We start from the raw sequence: 19,777 nt of genomic DNA on the forward strand, positions 1-19,777 counted from the left end.
CCTAATAATACATTAGGTTTTAAATTTAAGGACCTTTGATTCACGGTCCAAGCACTGGCAAACTGCTTTCACCGGGTAATAAATTATCCTGTACCAATTCTAGATGCTCGGCTACTGAGTCTGGTTTTCGAAAATAAGCAATATGATAAATCGCTTCACCTTCTTGGGCTAAGGGAATATTTTGTTTGCCAATAACCACGCCTTCTTGCGGACTGAGTACTTGATCTCGTACATCACCAAATGGATCAGCAATCGTTGCCAGTACTTGTCCTTTTTCAACATGATCGCCAAGTTGAGCCACATGCATGACAAAACCAGATTCGTTGGCTCTTACCCAACCACTTTGGCGAGCAACAAACATCTTAATAGTGGGTCCTTGGCGTTGTGTTTTATTCAACATACCAATATGGCGCATAATATTGGTAATCCCTTTTACGCCTGCGCGAATTGAAAATTCATCGTAACGCAATGCTTGACCGGCTTCATACAGCACCATTTTCACGCCCATTTCGCTGGCAACTTGGCGCAAAGAGCCATCTCGTAGTTCTGCGTTTAGTAGGACCGGTAGACCAAAGGCTTTGGCTAGTGCCAACGTTTCTGGATCATCTAGATTTGCTCGTATTTGGGGCAGGTTGCTACGATGTATTGCGCCTGTGTGAAGGTCGATACCGACATCGCATTTTTCTACAATTTCATTTAAAAATAAATGTGCCATGCGTCCCGCTAATGAGCCTTTCTTACTGCCGGGGAAACAGCGGTTTAAATCACGTCTATCAGGCAAATAACGACTCTGATTAAGGACACCGTATACGTTTACCATTGGAACAGCAATAAGGGTACCGCGAAGCCGTTTTATGGAGCGACTTTTTAACAAGCGATTAATTATCTCTATGCCGTTTAATTCATCTCCATGAATCGCAGCACTGACAAACAAGGTGGGTCCATCACGTTTACCGCGTTGGACATGTACTGGAATTGCCATCGACACATCAGTATAAAGCGGCGGCATAACAAGTTGGATACGCTTGGTTTCGCCTGGCTTTATTTCTTGTCCGCCAATAATTATTTGTTTCATTTAGCCTTTTCCACGTGTTCGCGTATTGTTAGGTTTAGCATTCGCGAGAATATAATCAATGATCAATCCAGCGACGTCTTTTCCTGTCGCTTTTTCAATTCCTTCTAAGCCCGGAGACGAATTGACTTCCATCACCACAGGACCCGCATTTGAGCGCAAAATATCTACACCACACATGTTTAAGCCCATCGTTTTGGCTGCATCAACGGCGGTTTTTCTTTCAATTGGAGACAGCCTTACTAGACTAGCAGTGCCGCCGCGGTGTAAATTAGAACGAAATTCTCCTGGCGCCGCTTGGCGTTTCATTGCTGCTATCACCTTACCACCAACAACAAAACAGCGTATGTCCGAACCGCCGGCTTCTTTTATGTATTCTTGTACTAAAATACTCGCATTAAGACCCATAAAGGCTTCGATGATTGCCTCTGCGGTTTTACTGGTCTCAGCTAAAACGACACCAATTCCTTGGGTACCCTCAAGTAATTTAATAACCACAGGTGCGCCTCCAACGTTTTTAATCAAATCATCAATCTTATCAGGATGATTTGCAAAACCGGTACGAGGCATGCCTATGCCTTTGCGAGAGAGCAACTGCAATGAACGCAACTTATCTCGTGAACGACTTATCGCGACTGATTCATTGATGCTAAAGGTTCCCATCATTTCAAACTGACGAACAACCGAGGTGCCATAAAAAGTTACTGACGCGCCTATTCGTGGAATGACTGCATCATATAAAGGTAAGCGTTTGCCTTTATAGCGTACGCTAGGTTTACTACTGGTAATATCCATGTAGCAATGCATCGTGTCTACTACGTCAACTTGCACTCCTTTTGCTGTACCGGCCTCTTGAAGACGACGTGTAGAGTAAAGTTTAGGGTTGCGTGACAATATTGCAATGCGCATATAAGCTCCCGTGCTTGTTTTGCGTTTTTAGTTAGGCTGAATGTAGCGACCAGTGTAGTGTATCAACGTATAAACACCAACAATTACCACAGATTAATTCCCGATACTTACAAATCTTCCAGCATCTCTTGAATTGCCCGCTCTAACTGTTGGTCTTGGCCTTTATCAATAATGCCGGGTTGATTTTTCACCTCGATATTCGGAGTAGTCTGATTGTTTTCCAGCCATTCTCCTATTTTGTTTTTAGCGCTTATAGGTACAACACCCCAGTAACCGCCCGTGGGTAAACTTTCCCAACCAGCGAAACTGCAAGTGCCTGGCACAGGCATCCCCACTGATTTACCAAGTTTTAAATCACTAAAGCCTGACGCATAGCAATGACCATCACTATACATTGCTTCGTTGAATAAAGTGATGACAGGTTTTGTGTAGCGAGAGGTTGGTTCTCCACCAACGACTTTACCCTCAATTTCGTAGCTTAAAAACTTTTCACCTGTAAAAAACATGGCTAAGTCAGCAACTAAATCACCGCCGCGATTAAAGCGAGTATCTATAACCATAGCTTGCTTGTCGTAAAAACGCCCCATTATATCGTTATATATATTTCTGTAAGGCCCGTCACCCATACCGGGTATGTGAACATACCCTAGCTTACCATTACTTTTATCGAGCACTTCTTGCTCATTGATTCGAACAAAGCGCTTGTACAAAAGGTCAGATTGTTCATCTATAGAAATGGGTTTTACTGTTATATTTTTAACTTCACCGCTTTTAGTGTTGACGATCTCAAGTAATGTGAATTTATTTGTTTTTCGATTTAGTAGGCTAGCCCAGTCTATGTTTTCGCTGACTTTTTCTCCGTCTATTTTTGTAATAATTATACTAGCATCAAGGTTAAACTTAGCTTTGTCCAATGGGCCGCCTTTTAGCACCTCTGTTACTTTTATGCCATCGCCACGGTGCTTATAATCATGAAAAATGCCCAGCGAAGCGGTCTCGTCTATGGGATTAAGCGGCCCCCTAAACCCTGCACCTGAATGTGACACATTTAATTCACCAAGCATTTCACTGAGTAGTTCGGTGAATTCATAAGGATTACCTATGTGGGCAACTTTGGGTCGATACTCTGTGCGCATTTGAGGCCAATCAATGCCATGAAAAGTGGGTTCATAAAAAATCTTTGCGCTACGAAGCCATACGTGGTCGAAGGTGGTTTCTCTGAGGGCTTGTTGATCAATCACGACTTCAGCGTTGATTTCAATGGGCTCTGATTTGCCTTCATCAACCAGTAATTTGCTAATCTTTCCATCGCTCAGCAAGTAGAGCGTTTCTTTATTAGCGTCCCATTGTAAGCGACCATCACTCACATTTAAGCTAATGGCTTTAGCGGTTTCTTTGCTGCGAATATCGGTTTCCCACAAATCAAACTTATCTTCAAAACGTGACAAGTAATAGAGTTTGCTCGCGTCACTGCTCATCACTGCATCAGACAATATGGAAGAATGAATAGTTAGTTTAGCACTTCGGTCACGCAGGTCATCCCACTCAATCTCAATTGCTTCTATTTTCTTTTCAGCGACAGTGTCTTCATTAGTATCGGTATCAGTATCGCTTTGTGCTTCTTCTTCCATTTCTTCAATGGCCAGCATCAAGTCATAGTCGTCTTTACTGAGTGAAAATTTATCCCATTCATTTTGCTGCAAAAACATAGTGTAAACATCACTTTGAGAACGTCCGCTTGTGGCATAGCTACGCAAACCTTCTCGATTACTGAACCACATGATTTGCTTACCGTCATTAGCCCACTTAGGCGACGCATCATAATAGCCGCTTGGCACAATGACTTTCATGTTCTCGTTACCAGACGCATGTATTAGGGCAATGTCGGCGTTATTTAACAGTTTGTTATATTCGAACAATATCCACTGACTGTCGGGGCTCCAGCTAAACGTTTGTTCATAGGGAAGCATTTCTTCAGGAGCGATTAGCACCGTAGACCTATTGCTTTTTATATCTATCACTTTTAGTGTACGGCGGTTTTCGATATAAGCGAGTTTTTTACCGTCGGGTGATATCTTCGGTTGATAGTTATCAGCATCATTGCTAACCCATTTACTTTCTTTTAGTAAGGTAGCTGCGTAAAAGAAGGGTTCTTCATCGCGTACTTTTGATGTCTTAAAAATGCTCCATTTGTTATCCCGCATTGCCGCGTAAACTAAATAGTCACCTTGTGGAGAGAAACTAACAAATTTTTCTGCTGCTGCACTATTTGTAATTTGTTTGGTAAATGCACCATCGCTTGAACTGACAAAGACTTCGCCATGAGAAATAAATGCTATTTCTTTTCCATTGGGAGAAACCGCCATATCGCTGATGTCACCGTTTACACCAACTATCTCTTGCTGGTTATCTATGTCTTGCGTGCGGATGCTAAGGTAGACGGGTTTTGCTGCCTCACCCACGACCATGGTGTGTAATACGCCATGATAGCTAAATGCCAAAACGTCTTTGCCTTGACGTTCACCTTTTGATAAGAAACGAACAGGATGTAAGTCAAAATGTGTGAGTTGTTTGTTCTGACTTGGACGACCTAAGCTTAAGCTATGAATATTAAATGTGCCGCTTTGCTCACTTAAATAATATATATCTTTATCGTCGTTTGTATAGATAGGAGAGCGGTCTTCACCTGCAAAGGAGGTGATTTTTTTATGTTTTTCCGAATCAATATCATAAATCCAAATATCACGAGTAATTGATGAAACATGGTGTTTTCGCCATGGATTCTCTGCACCCTTGTTGTCATGGTAAATAAGCTGACTACCGCTGCTATTGACCTGCACATCTTCTGCCGTAATGCTGAACACTTGGTCAATACGGCCACCATTTACAGACACAGAATATAGCTCAGGGAGTCGTGCAGTCGGAAATTGACGATGTTCAGCCACATCCATTCTACTGGCTTTAAACAGTATCTTCTTGTTGTCTATGAAGGTATAGGGCTCTTCATCACTAGTGTGATAGCTTAAACGTGAAGCGTTACCGCCCCTGGCATCCATGACATATACGTCAAAGTTTCCAAATCGATTTGATGCAAACGCGATTTGTTCGCCATTTTGGCTCCACACCGCTTTGTAGTCGTGAGCTTTATGAAAGGTTAAACGAGTTGCCTGACCACCATCACTAGGCACGCGATATAAATCACCCTTATAAGTAAAAACAATGGTCTCACCATTTGGCGAAATTGCTGGGTAGCGTACCCATTGTGGTGTAATTGCTGAAGATACTTGTGCGTGAGTTGTGTAGCAGAATGATATCAATATCAGGATTGATAAAAATGTTTTCATTATTTCTCTTTTATTTTTAGGGGTCTTTTTATAGCTCTTTGGGTAAAAGCGATATTCTGACCTTGTTTAGTAAGAAGTATGAGTTAGTTAACTCGATAAGCCGATAATACATCGAATCACTTGGCTGCTCAAATATCGATGAACACGCATTTGTAAAATAATAGCTAACAACTGCTAAGACCACTGATATTTTTTGCTAACTATTAGCGTTTTTCACCAAATTAATAGAATGTCTAGGTTTTTGATTGAATTTCAGATTGTTAAGTGTATGAAAATTATAAAGAAATCTTTTTGGCATAGTCAATGCAATGTGTTTACACAATAACAATTAGCAGTGACTGTTACTAAAACGACTATAAAGCAAGCTCACTAAACGCTTATATAACTTTGGAATTTCTCATGGAAATAGATTTATTATTCAAACAACAAACCAAGCCTGCAATTCACAAATACTTGCCATTTGTTGGCTTATTGCTAATGACAACCTTACTTGGTGGCTGTGGACAAGCAGATGCACTCAGTGAGAATAAAGACAAGGAAAAAGCGGTGAAAGTGATTCCTGTGCCTGTCGAAGTAGGCACAACACTGCGCGGTAGTATTTCATCAAATTATGCGACAACTGCCGTGCTTGAGGCTAAAGAAGAGTCATTTGTGGTTGCCCGTGCTTCGGGAATTATTGAAGAGATTTTGGTCGAAGAAGGTGATTATGTGGTCAAAGGCCAAGTGCTCGCCAGATTAGAACCAAAACGTTACGAATTGAATTTGCAGCGCGCTAGTGCTGACATGCAAGGCATAGAAAAAGAACTAAGCAGAATCAATAAAGTGTATAGCAAAAACTTAGTTAGCGGCGATACCCACGATAAACTAATTGCCCAATATGAATCAGCGAAAGCGACGCTTGCACTAGCCCAGCTTGATTTAAAAGAAGCGACTATAATCGCGCCAATTAGTGGTTATATAGCGCAAAGAAATGCGAAAGTAGGTAACCTCACCGAGTCCTTCCAGCGCGAACGCATGTTTCATATTGTTCAGCAAAAAGAATTATATGGCATTGTACATTTGCCAGAACGAGAGTTGTCACGCGTGCACAAAGACCAAAAAGCTAGCTTATTGATAAGCGCAATGGACAACAAAAAAATTAATGCCTATGTAGAGCGTATTAGCCCTGTAATAGACGCAGCAACCGGTACCTTTAAAGTGACATTACGTGTACCGAATGAAGAAAACACCCTAAAAGCAGGTATGTTCACACAAGTTAATTTGAACTATGACACTCGCGATAATGCGACCTTAGTGCCGCGCAAAGCCTTACTTTCGCTAGATGATAATGTAAATGTGTTTGTGATTGATGAGCAAGGTATTGCGACGAAACAAACGATCATTACCGGCTATCAAGAAGGCAATTACGTAGAAGTGCTTGAAGGCCTTGAATCAGACCAAAAGGTAGTGATCACCGGCCACCAAAACTTAAAAGATAAAGCCCTCGTTAATATTGTAAACGGCTAATTAAGGACAATTCCCATGAATATTATTGAAGTGGCGGTTAAGCGCCCGGTTACCGTGTGGATGTTTACTTTAGCGATATTGCTGTTTGGCTTTGTTTCTTTATCGCGCCTATCGCTAAATTTATTACCCGAGCTTTCTTACCCAACTTTAACGGTGAGAACCGATTATATAGGCGCTGCACCTGGCGAAGTAGAACAACTAGTGACAAAACCAATTGAAGAGGTTGTTGGTGTTGTTAAAGGCGTTCGCAAAGTGGTATCTGCTTCAAAAGCTGAGCAATCAGACGTTGTACTCGAATTTGAATGGGGTACTGAAATGGATGTTGCCAGCCTTGAAGTTCGCGAGAAGTTAGATGTTTTGTACCTTCCTTTAGATGTAAAACGCCCCTTACTTTTAAAATTCAACCCAAGTCTTGACCCGATCATGCGCTACGGTTTGGGCGTTGATACAAACAAAAATGAAGCGTCGCAAAACGCGGGTGAAATTGCCAGTTTAGATGTTCAACAAATGAAGCGCTTGCGGACTTTTGCTGATGAAGACATTAAACGTAAACTTGAGTCAGTCGAAGGTGTCGCCTCGGTGCGCATTGGTGGCGGACTTGAAAATGAAGTGCAAGTGCTTATCAATCAAGAGCGCAGCAGCCAGCTTTCTATTTCGCTGGCAGAAATTATTAAACGCCTTAAAGACGAAAATGTGAATGCATCGGGTGGTCGTGTAGAAGAAGGGGCACAAGAATATTTAGTACGTACTATAAACCAATTCGAAAGCCTTGATGATATGCGTAATCTTTATATTGCAACCCGCGAAGGCAAGCATATTAGGTTAGGGGACATCGCAGAGGTAGTCGATACTTATAAAGAACGCAATTCAATCACTCGTTTTGATGGCTTTGAAGGCGTTGAAATAGCGATTTATAAAGAAGGTGACGCCAATACTGTGAATGTTGCTAAAGCCGTAAGCGACAGGTTAAACGAAATTAGCGATGCAATACCCGAAAACTATAAATTACAACAGGTATATGACCAATCTTTATTTATCGCAAGCGCCATTGATGAGGTTAAAAGCGCCGCTATGATAGGCGGTGTCTTGGCGATGTTTGTTTTATACTTCTTCTTAAAAAATATTTGGCCTACCTTAATTATCTCTATCTCCATACCGGTATCGATAATTGCGACCTTTAGTCTCATGTATAGCTATGACATAAGCCTAAATATCATGAGCTTAGGCGGTATTGCACTTGCGATTGGTTTGTTAGTTGATAACAGCATTGTTGTATTAGAAAACATTGACCGCCATAAAACGCAAAATCCTAATCCACTTGATGCTGCTGTAAAAGGGACGTCAGAGGTCTCGATGGCGATTGTGGCGTCAACACTTACTACCATGGCGGTATTTTTTCCGCTGGTTTTTGTAGAAGGGATAGCCGGACAGTTATTTAGTGACCAAGCCCTTACCGTGACGTTTGCCTTAGCGGTGTCTTTGGTCGTTGCTTTAACGCTTATTCCGATGTTAGCAGCGCGTGAAAAAGCGCGCAATGGTATCAATCATGACGTTAATAATAGCAAGCAGAGTTTGGATTTAGGTGAGCGCAGCGAAGCGTTTACACCACAAGGCAAATTGGCTAGGGTGCTTTTTTATCTTAAATGGCCATTTGCTTGGCTATTTAAAATTGTGTTCTACATGCTACCTTTTGCGATTACCGTCGTTATAACGGCAGTGTGTAGAGCAGGGGCTTGGGTCTTAAGTTATTTCTTTAAACCACTGCTTTGGGCTTTTGATAAGTTTTATCACTTTTTGGCAATGCGCTATGAACGTAGCTTAAACGCAGTAATGCGAGCACGATTATTGGTCATGGGGCTTATTATAGCGCTGTCTTTGTCGTCGCTTTTATTATTACCTAAATTAGGTGTAGAACTTATTCCACCGCTTTCGCAAGGCGAGTTTAATGTAGAAATAACCTTGCCCTCAGGCGCCCGCCTGGCAAATACCGATCGGATTATTGCTGATCTCGCTCGTTTTACGCAAACACTTGATGGGGTAAAACGTACTTATTCATTAGCGGGTACAGGTAGTTTAATGAATGCTTCTGCTGCCCAAGGCGGTGATCATTGGGGCAAGTTAAATGTGGTGATGAATGATAGCGCTACTGTCAATGATGTGGAAGACGTGAAAGCGGCAATGCGCGATTATTTATCCTCTCAAGCCGGCGTCCAAAGTAAGTTTGGCACACCTGAGTTGTTTAGTTTCTCTACTCCGCTGGCAATTCAATTGGCCGGATACGACTTAGCACAGCTTCAGCGCTACGGTGATTTACTCGCCAGTGAACTTGAAAAAAACACACGTTTTGCTGATGTAAAAAGCTCCCTTCAAAGTGGTAGCCCGGAATTAAAAATAGTGTTTGACCATGCAAAGCTGGCGCAACTTGGCTTAAATGCGCCTGACGTATCTCGCCTCATTGCTTCAAAAGTGGGCGGGGAGGTTGCGAGTAAGTTTAGTGTAGATGACCGCAAGGTGGATATTTTAGTGCGCAATCAAACCGAGCAACGCGATTCTATAAGTGATATTTCACGGCTTATTATTAATCCCGGCGCTATTCCCGCTATTCATTTAGCTGCCGTGGCAGACATCACAATGTCTATTGGGCCAAGTGAAATTTCAAGAGTTGGACAACAGCGCGTAGTCTTAATTAGTGCAAACTTGAACTATGGTGATTTAGGCGCTGCCGTCATTGATGCGCAAAAGGTAATTGAGCAAGTGAATCTTCCCATTAATTTAGGCGCTAGTGTTGCTGGCCAAAGTGAAGAAATGAACGCGAGTTTCGAGTCGTTATTACTAGCATTGGCCCTTGCCGTCTTTTTGGTCTACTTGGTAATGGCGTCGCAATTTGAATCATTACTGCATCCGTTTTTGATTCTATTTACGGTGCCAATGGCATGTGCCGGCTCCATTTACGGATTATTTTTGACTGGAACGAATGTCAGTGTTGTGGTTTTTATCGGCTTAATTATGCTCGCGGGTATTGTGGTTAATAATGCCATTGTGTTGATTGACCGAATTAATCAGTTGCGAGCCAATGGTACTGAAAAAAGCAGCGCAATTGTTGAAGCGGCGACTAGCCGATTAAGGCCTATTTTGATGACCACACTAACCACCGTACTTGGCCTGTTACCGATGGCGATTGGCTTAGGTGATGGTTCAGAAATACGCACACCAATGGCAATAACGGTTATCTTTGGACTTTTGTTTGCCACGCTTTTGACGTTGTTTCTCATTCCAATACTGTACAGTTTATTTGATGCAAAGCGATTTAAAACGCAGTACATGGAAACTAACCCAACGACAAAGCCCTCGCTAAGTAAGGAGCATGCCCATGGATAAGTTTGCACATGCTGGGGCTTTTCTTGCTTCATTTGCGTTACGCCGGCCAGTGACTATTTCTATGCTGTTTTTTTCTTTGTTACTACTTGGTTTAGGTGCTAGCCGTTATTTGCCCTTAGAAAAGTTTCCCGGTATTGATTTTCCTGAGTTATATGTACAAATACCGTATCAAGACGCGACGCCTGCAGAAATTGAAAAGATGATTACGCGTCCTGTAGAAGAAGCATTGGCGACAATGTCGGGGATTAAACGCATGCGCTCATTTTCTAATGAAAACAGCGCTGAGATAATGTTGCGATTTGATTGGGAAGCAAACATAAAAGCGAAAAGTGTAGAAGCGCGCGAGAAAATAGATGCGATACGACACTTGCTTCCTGACGATGTTGAACGCTTAATGGTGTTTAAGTTTAACCTCGCTGATATGCCTGTATTTCAGCTGCGCCTTTCAAGTGATCGCGATATTTCTAATAGTTACGATTTGCTAGAACGCACACTTAAGATGCCTATCGAACGGGTTGCTGGCGTCTCTAGAGTAGAACTTTATGGGGTTAACAAAAAGCAAATATCAATCCGCCTTGATCCCGACCGTATAGCTGCTTTACGCATAGATACTACGGATGTTTATCGGCAACTTCAAAATGCTAACTTTTCGATGACAGCTGGACAGTTTTTTGATTTGAACCAAAAAATTACGGTCAATCCAGTTGGGGAATATCAAAGCAAAGAGGATATTAGTAATTTAATTGTGGGTCGTAATATACGTTTGAGTGACATTGCCACTATTGAATTTGAAACCCCAAAGGCAACAGAAGCTCGCCATCTTGATCGCACCCACGCAATTGGTTTAAATATTTTCAGAGAATCAGACGCAAATTTAGTTGAGGTGTCTGAATCTGTCATGGCTGAAATTGAGAAGGCAAAAACCAGTAAAGCTTTTAACGGTATCAATGTCTATATTATGCAAGATGAAGCCAACAGCGTTACATCTTCACTGCAAGACTTGCTCAATACAGGTTTAATTGGTGCTGCGCTTTCAATCATCGTGCTTTATATGTTTTTGCGTAACTTAGCTACAACCTTGGTAGTCGTTTTGTCAGTGCCGTTTGCTATATGCATCACATTGGCGTGTATGTACTTTTTGGGATATACACTAAATATTCTTTCTCTTATGGGACTAATGCTAGCAGTAGGTATGCTTGTTGATAATGCGGTGGTCGTCACTGAAAGTATCTTTCAAGAGCGCGAAAAAAATAGCGATATCATTGCCGCTACCAAAAAGGGCGTGTCTTTGGTTAGTTTGGCGGTTATTGCCGGTACAGCAACAACCGCGATTGTGTTTTTGCCTAACATTGTTGGAGTAAAGGCAGAGCTCACTGTGTTTTTAGAGCATGTTGCTGTGTCTATTTGTATTTCTTTATTTGCTTCGTTATTGCTGGCACAAACCTTAATTCCTTTGTTAAGCACAAAATTGAAGATACAAAGAAAAGAAAAAGTACAAGCACAGAACAAAGCCTCTGCATTAAAAAGATTTTATGAAAACGTTTTACGATGGACTTTATCTAACCAAGGGAAAACATCGCTGATTGCGCTGGCGATTTTAGTGAGTACCTTAATTCCTCTAAACCTTTTAAAAAGCGACGATGACAACAACAATAACCAAGGCAGAATTTTCCTCAATTATCATATGCAAAGTAATTACAGCTTGGGAGAAGTTGAAAAGTCAGTCAATAAAATGGAGGAATATTTATACGCAAATCAAGAAAAATTCCATATAAAGCAAGTATATAGTTACTTTACTACTGGCTTTGCTGTGTCCACTTTAACGCTAGAAGATGACCTACCCATTTCAGTAGCACAATTGAAAAAAGAAATCAGTGATGGCTTACCCCCTTTGTTAGAGCGAAACCCTCATTTGAGTGGGAAGAGGGCTCGGGTGGGGGTGTAAGAATTAATTTATATGGACAATCTTCTGAAACCTTAATGGAAATTGCAGATCAAATTGTTCCAGTACTGGCGAGTATTGAAGGCTTAAGTGACGTTAAATCTGACGTAGATGCGCAAAATTATGAATTGCAAGTTACTGTTGACAGAGAGAAAGCATTTCGTTTTGGCCTCAGTACAAATGATGTCGCATCTATTGTAAGTACAGCGCTTCGCGGGACAAATTTACGAACGTTCAGAAATGGAAATGAGGGTGAAATTAATATTCGCTTACTTTATGACGAGTCTTTACAAGAAAGTATAGATAAATTAAAAAACGTAACGATTTTGCGTAATGGTAATCAAAACGTCACTCTAGATATGGTCGCCAACATGAGTATTAACCCTAGAATGTCTCAAATTCAAAGACGTTCTCGGCAAACCTCATTGGGACTAGGGGCAAACCTAAACGAAGATTTTACCATGAGTGAAGCGCGGGAGAGTATCGAGCTTATCATGGAAAACATCGCTTTGCCTTCAGGCTACACTTGGTCTTTAGATGGTAGCTTCCAGCGCCAAGACGAAGACGAAGCCATCATGCTCACTAATATGATCCTTGCCATTATTATGATTTATATCGTTATGGCGGCGCTGTTTGAATCACTGTTGTTACCTACTGCTGTATTGATTTCCTTAGTGTTTTCGTTTACCGGCGTTTTTTGGGCATTTTTAATCACCGGAAATGCCATGACGGTGATGGGCATGATTGGGATGCTGATACTAATGGGTATAGTGGTTAACAATGGTATTGTGTTAGTAGACCGCATTAATCAGCTAGCAGAATCAGGCATGAGTGTTCATCAAGCCATAATTGAGGGTTGTTTAACCCGTATAAGGCCTATTTTAATGACCGTATTAACCACTGTATTAGGGCTAATTCCACTGGCGGTTGGAGACGTTAGCATTGGCGGTGATGGCCCACCTTATTCACCGATGGCGATTGCAATTATTGGCGGTTTGTTGTTTAGTACGGTCACAAGTTTATTTTTAGTACCACTTGGTTACTTACTTTTACTTAAATTAAGGCGCAACACCATGGCGATGATAGCTGAGGCAACCGAATTTGTGACACGCTACATAATGCAAGCGAGGATTAAATTATGATTGAGGGAATATTAGGTCTTATTGGCGGTGTAGACCTTTTCTTGGTGTTTTTTGTCTTGATTATGGAGCTGCTATTTTGGCTAGTACTTTGGTGTATAGAACTTCTATTCGCACTTTTTGGTTGGCGTAAACCCCAGTTGGTGCCTAAACCCGTTTTTTGGCGCCCTAAGTCAAAATTAAAACAAAGTAAGCAGGCCTAATTCAAGAATAGACCGCGTGAAGTAATTTTATCAAGCTGTAATATATGGCTATGTTTTTTTTGGGTATGGGCAGATAGTAATGTAATTGGTTTAGCGCCAGCGGGTATATTGTACTTGGCAAGTAGAATTATACGGGAGTAACATTTGATGAAAAGGAAGCAGAACAATGAGCAGTATCTTCAACATATTTAAGAAAAAAGAACCGCAGCCTTCAGTTACAGAAAAATGGGAAGCACTTAAGCCTATACTAGCGCCATATAAACGCTTGGCTTGGATCCCTAATATAATAGAGCAACACTCCAGTCCTTTGGCTTCAAAATTTTCAGGTATCCCAGCGCTTTCAAAAGATGAAACGTGGCCTTGCTGCGCTAATTGCAACGAACCCATGCAATTATTCTTGCAGTTAAACGCTCAAGACCTCCCCGAATCAGAGAGAAATGTATTTGGTGGGGGGATACTTCAAACGTTTTATTGCACAAACTGGGAGAAAGAATGTGAAGTAAACTGTGAAGCCTATTTTCCATTTTCGAAAAGCAGTTTAGTAAGAATAGTTAATTATAAAGATGAAATTATCGCATCACCCAACAAAATCCCAGTTAAAGACGCCTTTGCAGAAAAACAAATAGTTGGATGGAAATCTAAAGAAGATTACCCAAACTGGATAGAGCTTGAAGATATTGGGCTAAGGTTGAATGATGATCAAAGTGAGTTACTTTGCGACATGGAGTACCCCCTCCCAGAAGATAAGCTGCTTGGTTGGCCATATTGGGTACAGGGTGTTGAATACCCTAATTGCCCAGAATGTGGAAAAGCGATGAAAGTCATTTTTCAAATAGATTCAGAGGATAATTTGCCCTATATGTTTGGAGATGTAGGTTGCTCGCATATTTCACAGTGCGAGGATCATAAAGATAAATTAGCAATTGCATGGGCATGCAGCTAACAAGCTATTAAAATTAGAATTTTTTTACTTTTATTTATTTTTTGCTAAAGTAATTGAAGTTTGTGCCGTTACCGTTATTGGGAAACGCTTTTTTCGCGTTGCTTAACAAATTTTGACTATGAAAGGAGAGAAGAAATGTACTTACCAACACAATTTCTTCCCATAAGAACAAGCAAGCCGAAGTTAGTAAAACGTGGTGAAGTCACCTTGGAAAAGGCTGAATCAAACCCAGATAGCACCAAGCAAGTGGCAAATGCACATGTAATCGTGTATGAAAAAAGAGAAGGGAAAGAACGACGCAAACGCCAGACTAAAGTTTTATTAGATACTCGTAGCGGAAGAGATAGACGTTACGATAGAGAAACGCCAAGTATAAACACCAAGGCATAATCCTCGATACCTAGCGCCTACACTACTGATCGATGAGTTAATGGCTAAGTCATCAACAATGTAGGCGTTGTAAATCACATAGTGATACAATTACTCCAAAATAAACACACTTCCAGTTGAGACTTATGGACGAACTGCTAGCGCCAATTCGACAGTTTTTACAATGCGAAACCCCACAAGCTTGGATAGACGAAGCTATTAAGCCTAAAAATTTACCAGTATTGCTTACAGATCACTTGATTTGCGAGCTTAAAGCCGCGCAAAGCGCGATGTTCTTAATTCGTAGATATGCGGTCGATGCAACTAGCGCGAAGGCTTTGTTGGATTGGTTAGCTCCGTATGAAAAGTTTACTTATCGTCACGAAGGCAAGTGGCAAGATCTAGCTAAATGTAAGCTCAATAAATCGATGATGGCGAAAACTGAAACTGCATATAGCCAAGATTTGATTGATAAAATGGTATTGTTGATTAAAGAAGAATTACATCATTTTTATCAAGTTTTAGAGATGATGGACTTGTATGGGGTAACTTACACTAATATTAGCTCGAGTCGCTATGCGAAAGGTCTGCTTAGCCATTGTAAAACCCATGAGCCCGATGCATTGATAGATAAATTAATTTGCGGCGCTTATATAGAGGCTCGTTCATGTGAACGTTTTGCTAAAATAGCGCCCCATTTAGATAGTAAGTTGGGGGAGTTTTACATCAGTTTACTGCGCTCAGAAGCTCGTCATTATCAAGACTATTTAAGCCTTGCTAGCCAAATAGCAGGCAAGGATATTTCAGATAAAGTTGCTTTTTTTGGTGCGAAGGAAGCTGAGTTGATCGTTAGCCCCGATGAAGACTTTAAGTTTCATAGTGGTTCGCCCGTTTTAGGGTAATACTTGCCTCCAGCCCGTCATCCTTGCGAAGGCAAGGACCTTCATAATTACACGCAAAGCTGTAAAGTTTTATTGGGTTTGTTAGCCTTTTTAGGAGATCATCGCCTGCGCGATGATGACGTTAACGACGGTGTTTATATTGAGCGCCAACAAAGAGATCATCGCCTGCGCGATGATGACGCGGACTTACTCTTGCGCTAATTCAACGACTTCGCTGCGTATAACCTGATTATCGATACTGTACTGGACGGTGAAGTTGCCTTTAAAAAGCTCTTTCCCGCGTCCTAGCGATAAACGATATAACAGATTTTGTGCTGAGTTGTATTCACCCATGGCAACTACGGTATCGGTTTTGTCAAAGATTTTAATACCCAGTTTAGTAATAGGGGGTTTGGTAAAACTAGGACGAACCAAAAACTCTTCTACACAAATTAAACTTTCAAATTTAGGTTTATCGCAATAGCGCGCGCCCAAGTAATTTTTATCAAGCGCAATTGGTAAGCTGATGATGCGTTTTAATTTATCAACTTCAGACTTCAATGCTTCTATTTCAGAGTTTTGTTGATTGCGTGCTTGCGCTAATAGTTTATCTTTTTGAAGCGATTCTTCTTGCGCCTCGGCTAAACGTTCACGTAAAGATTCAATGACTTTTTCTAGGGACGCAATTTTTGCTTCGGCCAGATTTAGGTCAATCTTTTCAGCATTACAGGTCTCTAGTTTTGCTACAGGCGCTTTTTCTGCAGGCGCTTTTTCTGCAGGAGCCTGACTTTGTGTCGTATTATCATTGTTTGATTCACAGGCTTGTGTTTGCAGGGTATTGCTACTTTGCAACAACTGCGCTTCGTCAAGTTTTTCTTGTAATAAGGCCTGCTCTTTTTCTGCGTCATTAAGCTCTCTATTCAATTGCTCAACTGTCATGACCAAGTTTCTTTCTTTTTGCAAAAGTCCCATCACATAGTCGTTATCGAAAGGATCTGGTTTTTCTTCTTCACTCTGGTTGAGAAATACGAATAAAGCGACGAGCACAAGAATGTTGGCAAGAATAAGAATGATGTATTTTTTGCTTAGATTAAACAAGCGGAATCCCTTTCGATGGCATATTTGATGATTATTTTTATAGCTTAATTATTCATCATTTCAGGTGTTTTTTAAACCCTTTTTTTAAGCAATAGCCTATTCAAACCATTAGTAAGAGAGTATAAGGCCTGAAAACGTATAAACTGAGGTAGTTCGAGTTCAAAATTGTCGTGTTTCAAGTGATAAGTTATTGGGCGTCGCAACTAAAATGCTGCCTTGTGAATACCAGTCTCCGAGTACTATTCGTTGCATCTGTAGCGGTTTTTCGTTGCGCTGCACGACAAAATGATGAATCTTAGGGCGATGGGTATGGCCATGAATAAATAAATCTACGTTATGATTCAACATGGCTGCTTCTACTTGTGACTGGGTCACATCCATAATGTCTTCACTAAGCTGCATTTGGTTGTTTTTACTTACTTGCCTTCCTTTTGATGCCAGTTTTTTCCGTAAACTAAGCGGTAGGGCTAACATTAACCTAGGCCACCACCAACCTCGCGCCTTTTTTCTAAATTTCATGTAGGCTAAGTCCCGTGTACATAGTTCGTCACCGTGGGAAATGAGGGTTTTGCGTCCATAAAGACTGATAACGAATTGTTCTGGTAGCAACTGCATATTACATTGCTTGGCGTAGGCATCTCTTATTGCAAAATCGCGATTACCGTGAATAAAGTAAACGGGTGTAACTTGGCTAAGCTTTGCGATTACCGCTGCCACCTGCTGACTAAAGGGGCTTTTGTCATCATCACCTATCCACACTTCGAACAAATCGCCCAAAATGTAAAGCGCATCAGCGTGAGGGGCTTCGTTTTCCATAAAGCTAAAAAAGCACTGGGCAATATCGTCTCGCTCAGCGCTTAAATGCAAATCTGAAATAAACAGGGTAGTGGACACTATGCTGCCTTTACCTGATTAATCGCTTTGAATGCTTGTTGCTATTCTTCGACAACACTTGCTGACTCAATAATTACGTCTTCTACAGGTACGTCGTCATGCATGCCAGCGCGGCCGGTATCAACACCTTTGATTTTTTCAACTACGTCCATGCCGTCAACTACTTCTGCAAACACGCAGTAGCCATAACCTTGAGCATTAGGGGCTTTAAAATCTAAAAAGTCGTTGTTATTTACATTGATGAAAAACTGACAAGTCGCTGAATGTGGATCGTTTGTACGGGCCATTGCTAGCGTGCCAATTTTATTGCTAAGACCATTGTCCGCTTCGTTTTCAATAGGATCTTTTGTCGCTTTTTGTTCTAGGCCAGACTCAAAACCGCCACCTTGGATCATAAAACTGCTGATTACACGATGAAAAATGGTGCCATCATAAAAACCTTCCTTTACGTACTCAAGGAAATTTGCTGTCGTATTAGGGGCTTCTTTTTCAAATAATTTAACTTTTATGTCACCAAAATTTGTTTTTAAAACAATCATGCACGTTGTCCTTTTATGAATATTATGAGTTATGGGGGTGAGAGCGACAAATAGTAGCCTATATGCATAGCAAAATGCTAGAATTGCGTGCATCTTTATCCACCTAATTACTATAAAAGCTTTCTACTATATGTTGCAGATATACAATACCTTATCCAAAGAAAAACAAGCCTTTGTTCCTTTAACTGAAAATAAAGTAGGCATTTACGTCTGTGGAATAACGGTATATGACCTTTGCCACATGGGTCACGCTCGTACTTACTTGAGCTTTGATATTGTGGTTAGATATTTGCGTCATCTCGGATACGACGTCAAGTACGTACGCAATATTACCGATGTCGACGATAAAATCATTCAGCGAGCGCAGAAAAATAACGAAAGTCCAAACGATTTAACTGCGCGCACAATCGCAGACATGCACAGCGATTTTGCAGCACTCAATTTACTTGAGCCTGATGTCGAACCACGCGTAACAACGCATATGCCTGAAATTATATCGGTCATTGAACGTTTAATAGAAAAAGGCTATGCCTATCAGTCTTCTTCAGGTGATGTTTTATTTAAAGTTTCCGCTTACAAAGACTATGGAAAACTAAGCAAACAAGACTTAAGTCAATTGGTTTCTGGGATCCGTGTGCAAACCACCAGTGACAAAGAAGACCCACTTGATTTTGTATTGTGGAAAGGCGTTAAAGAGGGCGAAATATCATGGCCTTCTCCTTGGGGCGAAGGGCGTCCAGGTTGGCATATTGAATGTTCAGCAATGAATCACAAGCATTTAGGCGCGCATTTTGATATCCACGGTGGTGGCTCTGATTTGATTTTCCCCCATCATGAAAATGAAGTGGCACAGTCTTGCTGCGCATTTGATACTGACTACGTCAATACGTGGATGCATGCCGGCATGGTGCAAATAGATAACGTGAAAATGTCTAAATCTTTAGATAACTTTTTTACGCTAAGAAGCGTGCTTGAAAAACACGACAGTGAGACGCTACGATTTTTCCTTATGTCTGCGCATTACCGCAGTCAGTTAAGCTATTCACAAGATAACATTGACCAAGCGCGTTCAAGTTTAGAGCGCTTATATACAGCACTGCGAGACCTTGAACCTAATCTTGAGGTTGATATATCTCACGGTGGCTATTTGGCTAAATTTGAAACGGCAATGAACGATGACTTCAATATGCCGGTTGCGGTTTCAGTCTTATTCGATATTGTGAAAGACTTAAACAAGCAAGACAGTGCAAGTCAAGAGGCAAAAGACTTAGCAGGCGTACTACGCAAATTAGGAGCGGTATTAGGTATTCTTGAGAGCAATCCGTCTGATTTCTTGCAAGGTGCCACTAGCGATGATTTTACGCAGCAAGTCGAAGATTTAATTGCCAAACGAATTGAGGCTAGGACCAATAAGGATTGGGCAGCGGCTGACGCCGTAAGAGATGAACTAGCCGCTTTAGGCGTTATACTCGAGGAAAGTAAAACAGGCACCAGTTGGCGTAAAGCTTAGCAAATTAAAGGCCTTGTGGGTAAGCAGAGATAGCTTGATTACACACAAGG

Annotated in this window: 14 protein-coding genes and 1 pseudogene; 9 read left to right on the plus strand and 6 right to left on the minus strand. The window is 41.2% G+C overall.

Going from position 1 to position 19,777, the window contains the following annotated elements; genetic code table 11:
- Positions 1–40 precede the first annotated feature (40 nt).
- From AC0L6H_RS13875 to AC0L6H_RS13885, 3 genes are all read right to left on the minus strand, one after another.
- Positions 41–1,075, minus strand: a complete 1,035-nt coding sequence (locus AC0L6H_RS13875) for a succinylglutamate desuccinylase/aspartoacylase family protein (RefSeq protein ID WP_473389658.1) — start codon at positions 1,073–1,075, stop codon at positions 41–43.
- Positions 1,076–1,981 carry a 30S ribosomal protein S6--L-glutamate ligase gene (gene rimK, locus AC0L6H_RS13880; RefSeq protein WP_473389659.1) on the minus strand — a complete coding sequence of 302 codons (906 nt, stop codon included), beginning with the start codon at positions 1,979–1,981 and terminating at the stop codon, positions 1,076–1,078.
- A gap of 107 nt (positions 1,982–2,088) precedes the next feature.
- Complete coding sequence (locus AC0L6H_RS13885) at positions 2,089–5,325, minus strand: S41 family peptidase (RefSeq protein ID WP_473389660.1); 3,237 nt, start codon at positions 5,323–5,325, stop codon at positions 2,089–2,091.
- A gap of 399 nt (positions 5,326–5,724) precedes the next feature.
- Here AC0L6H_RS13885 and AC0L6H_RS13890 point away from each other — a divergent pair, with 399 nt between their 5' ends.
- The 8 genes and pseudogenes from AC0L6H_RS13890 to AC0L6H_RS13925 all read left to right on the plus strand — a co-directional run bounded on the left by AC0L6H_RS13890 (position 5,725) and on the right by AC0L6H_RS13925 (position 15,908).
- Positions 5,725–6,831 (plus strand): efflux RND transporter periplasmic adaptor subunit, encoded by a 1,107-nt coding sequence (locus AC0L6H_RS13890; protein ID WP_473389662.1) that lies wholly within the window; start codon positions 5,725–5,727, stop codon positions 6,829–6,831.
- 15 nt (positions 6,832–6,846) lie between these two features.
- Complete coding sequence (locus AC0L6H_RS13895) at positions 6,847–10,209, plus strand: efflux RND transporter permease subunit (protein ID WP_473389663.1); 3,363 nt, start codon at positions 6,847–6,849, stop codon at positions 10,207–10,209.
- A pseudogene (locus AC0L6H_RS13900) lies at positions 10,202–13,293 on the plus strand (efflux RND transporter permease subunit). Before AC0L6H_RS13895 ends, AC0L6H_RS13900 begins: the two are co-directional and overlap by 8 nt.
- Positions 13,290–13,493, plus strand: coding sequence for a hypothetical protein (locus AC0L6H_RS13905; protein WP_473389664.1), 204 nt, complete (start codon positions 13,290–13,292; stop codon positions 13,491–13,493). The pseudogene AC0L6H_RS13900 and the gene AC0L6H_RS13905 overlap by 4 nt, the downstream one beginning before the upstream one ends.
- A 166-nt stretch (positions 13,494–13,659) precedes the next feature.
- Positions 13,660–14,436, plus strand: coding sequence for a DUF1963 domain-containing protein (locus tag AC0L6H_RS13910; RefSeq protein ID WP_473389666.1), 777 nt, complete (start codon positions 13,660–13,662; stop codon positions 14,434–14,436).
- A gap of 135 nt (positions 14,437–14,571) precedes the next feature.
- Entirely contained in the window at positions 14,572–14,826 is a 255-nt protein-coding gene (locus tag AC0L6H_RS13915; RefSeq protein ID WP_473389667.1) for a hypothetical protein, read from the plus strand.
- Positions 14,827–14,951: 125 nt separating this feature from the next.
- Positions 14,952–15,707 (plus strand): tRNA isopentenyl-2-thiomethyl-A-37 hydroxylase MiaE, encoded by a 756-nt coding sequence (miaE, locus tag AC0L6H_RS13920; RefSeq protein WP_473389668.1) that lies wholly within the window; start codon positions 14,952–14,954, stop codon positions 15,705–15,707.
- A 3-nt stretch (positions 15,708–15,710) separates the two neighbouring features.
- On the plus strand, positions 15,711–15,908 hold the full coding sequence (locus AC0L6H_RS13925) for a hypothetical protein (protein ID WP_473389670.1): 198 nt from the start codon (positions 15,711–15,713) through the stop codon (positions 15,906–15,908).
- Here the strand turns inward: AC0L6H_RS13925 and AC0L6H_RS13930 are convergent.
- From AC0L6H_RS13930 to AC0L6H_RS13940, 3 genes are all read right to left on the minus strand, one after another.
- Positions 15,894–16,784, minus strand: coding sequence for a hypothetical protein (locus AC0L6H_RS13930; RefSeq protein ID WP_473389671.1), 891 nt, complete (start codon positions 16,782–16,784; stop codon positions 15,894–15,896). The two genes, AC0L6H_RS13925 and AC0L6H_RS13930, sit on opposite strands and share 15 nt — an antisense overlap.
- Before the next feature lie 159 nt (positions 16,785–16,943).
- Positions 16,944–17,678, minus strand: a complete 735-nt coding sequence (locus tag AC0L6H_RS13935) for a UDP-2,3-diacylglucosamine diphosphatase (protein ID WP_473389672.1) — start codon at positions 17,676–17,678, stop codon at positions 16,944–16,946.
- 41 nt (positions 17,679–17,719) lie between these two features.
- Complete coding sequence (locus tag AC0L6H_RS13940) at positions 17,720–18,217, minus strand: peptidylprolyl isomerase (protein WP_473389674.1); 498 nt, start codon at positions 18,215–18,217, stop codon at positions 17,720–17,722.
- Between the two features lie 130 nt (positions 18,218–18,347).
- On the opposite strand from AC0L6H_RS13940, the gene cysS reads away from it, so the two are divergent.
- Complete coding sequence (gene cysS / locus AC0L6H_RS13945) at positions 18,348–19,727, plus strand: cysteine--tRNA ligase (RefSeq protein WP_473389675.1); 1,380 nt, start codon at positions 18,348–18,350, stop codon at positions 19,725–19,727.
- Positions 19,728–19,777 lie beyond the last annotated feature (50 nt).

The sequence above is a fragment of the Glaciecola sp. G7-5 genome (assembly GCF_055808975.1).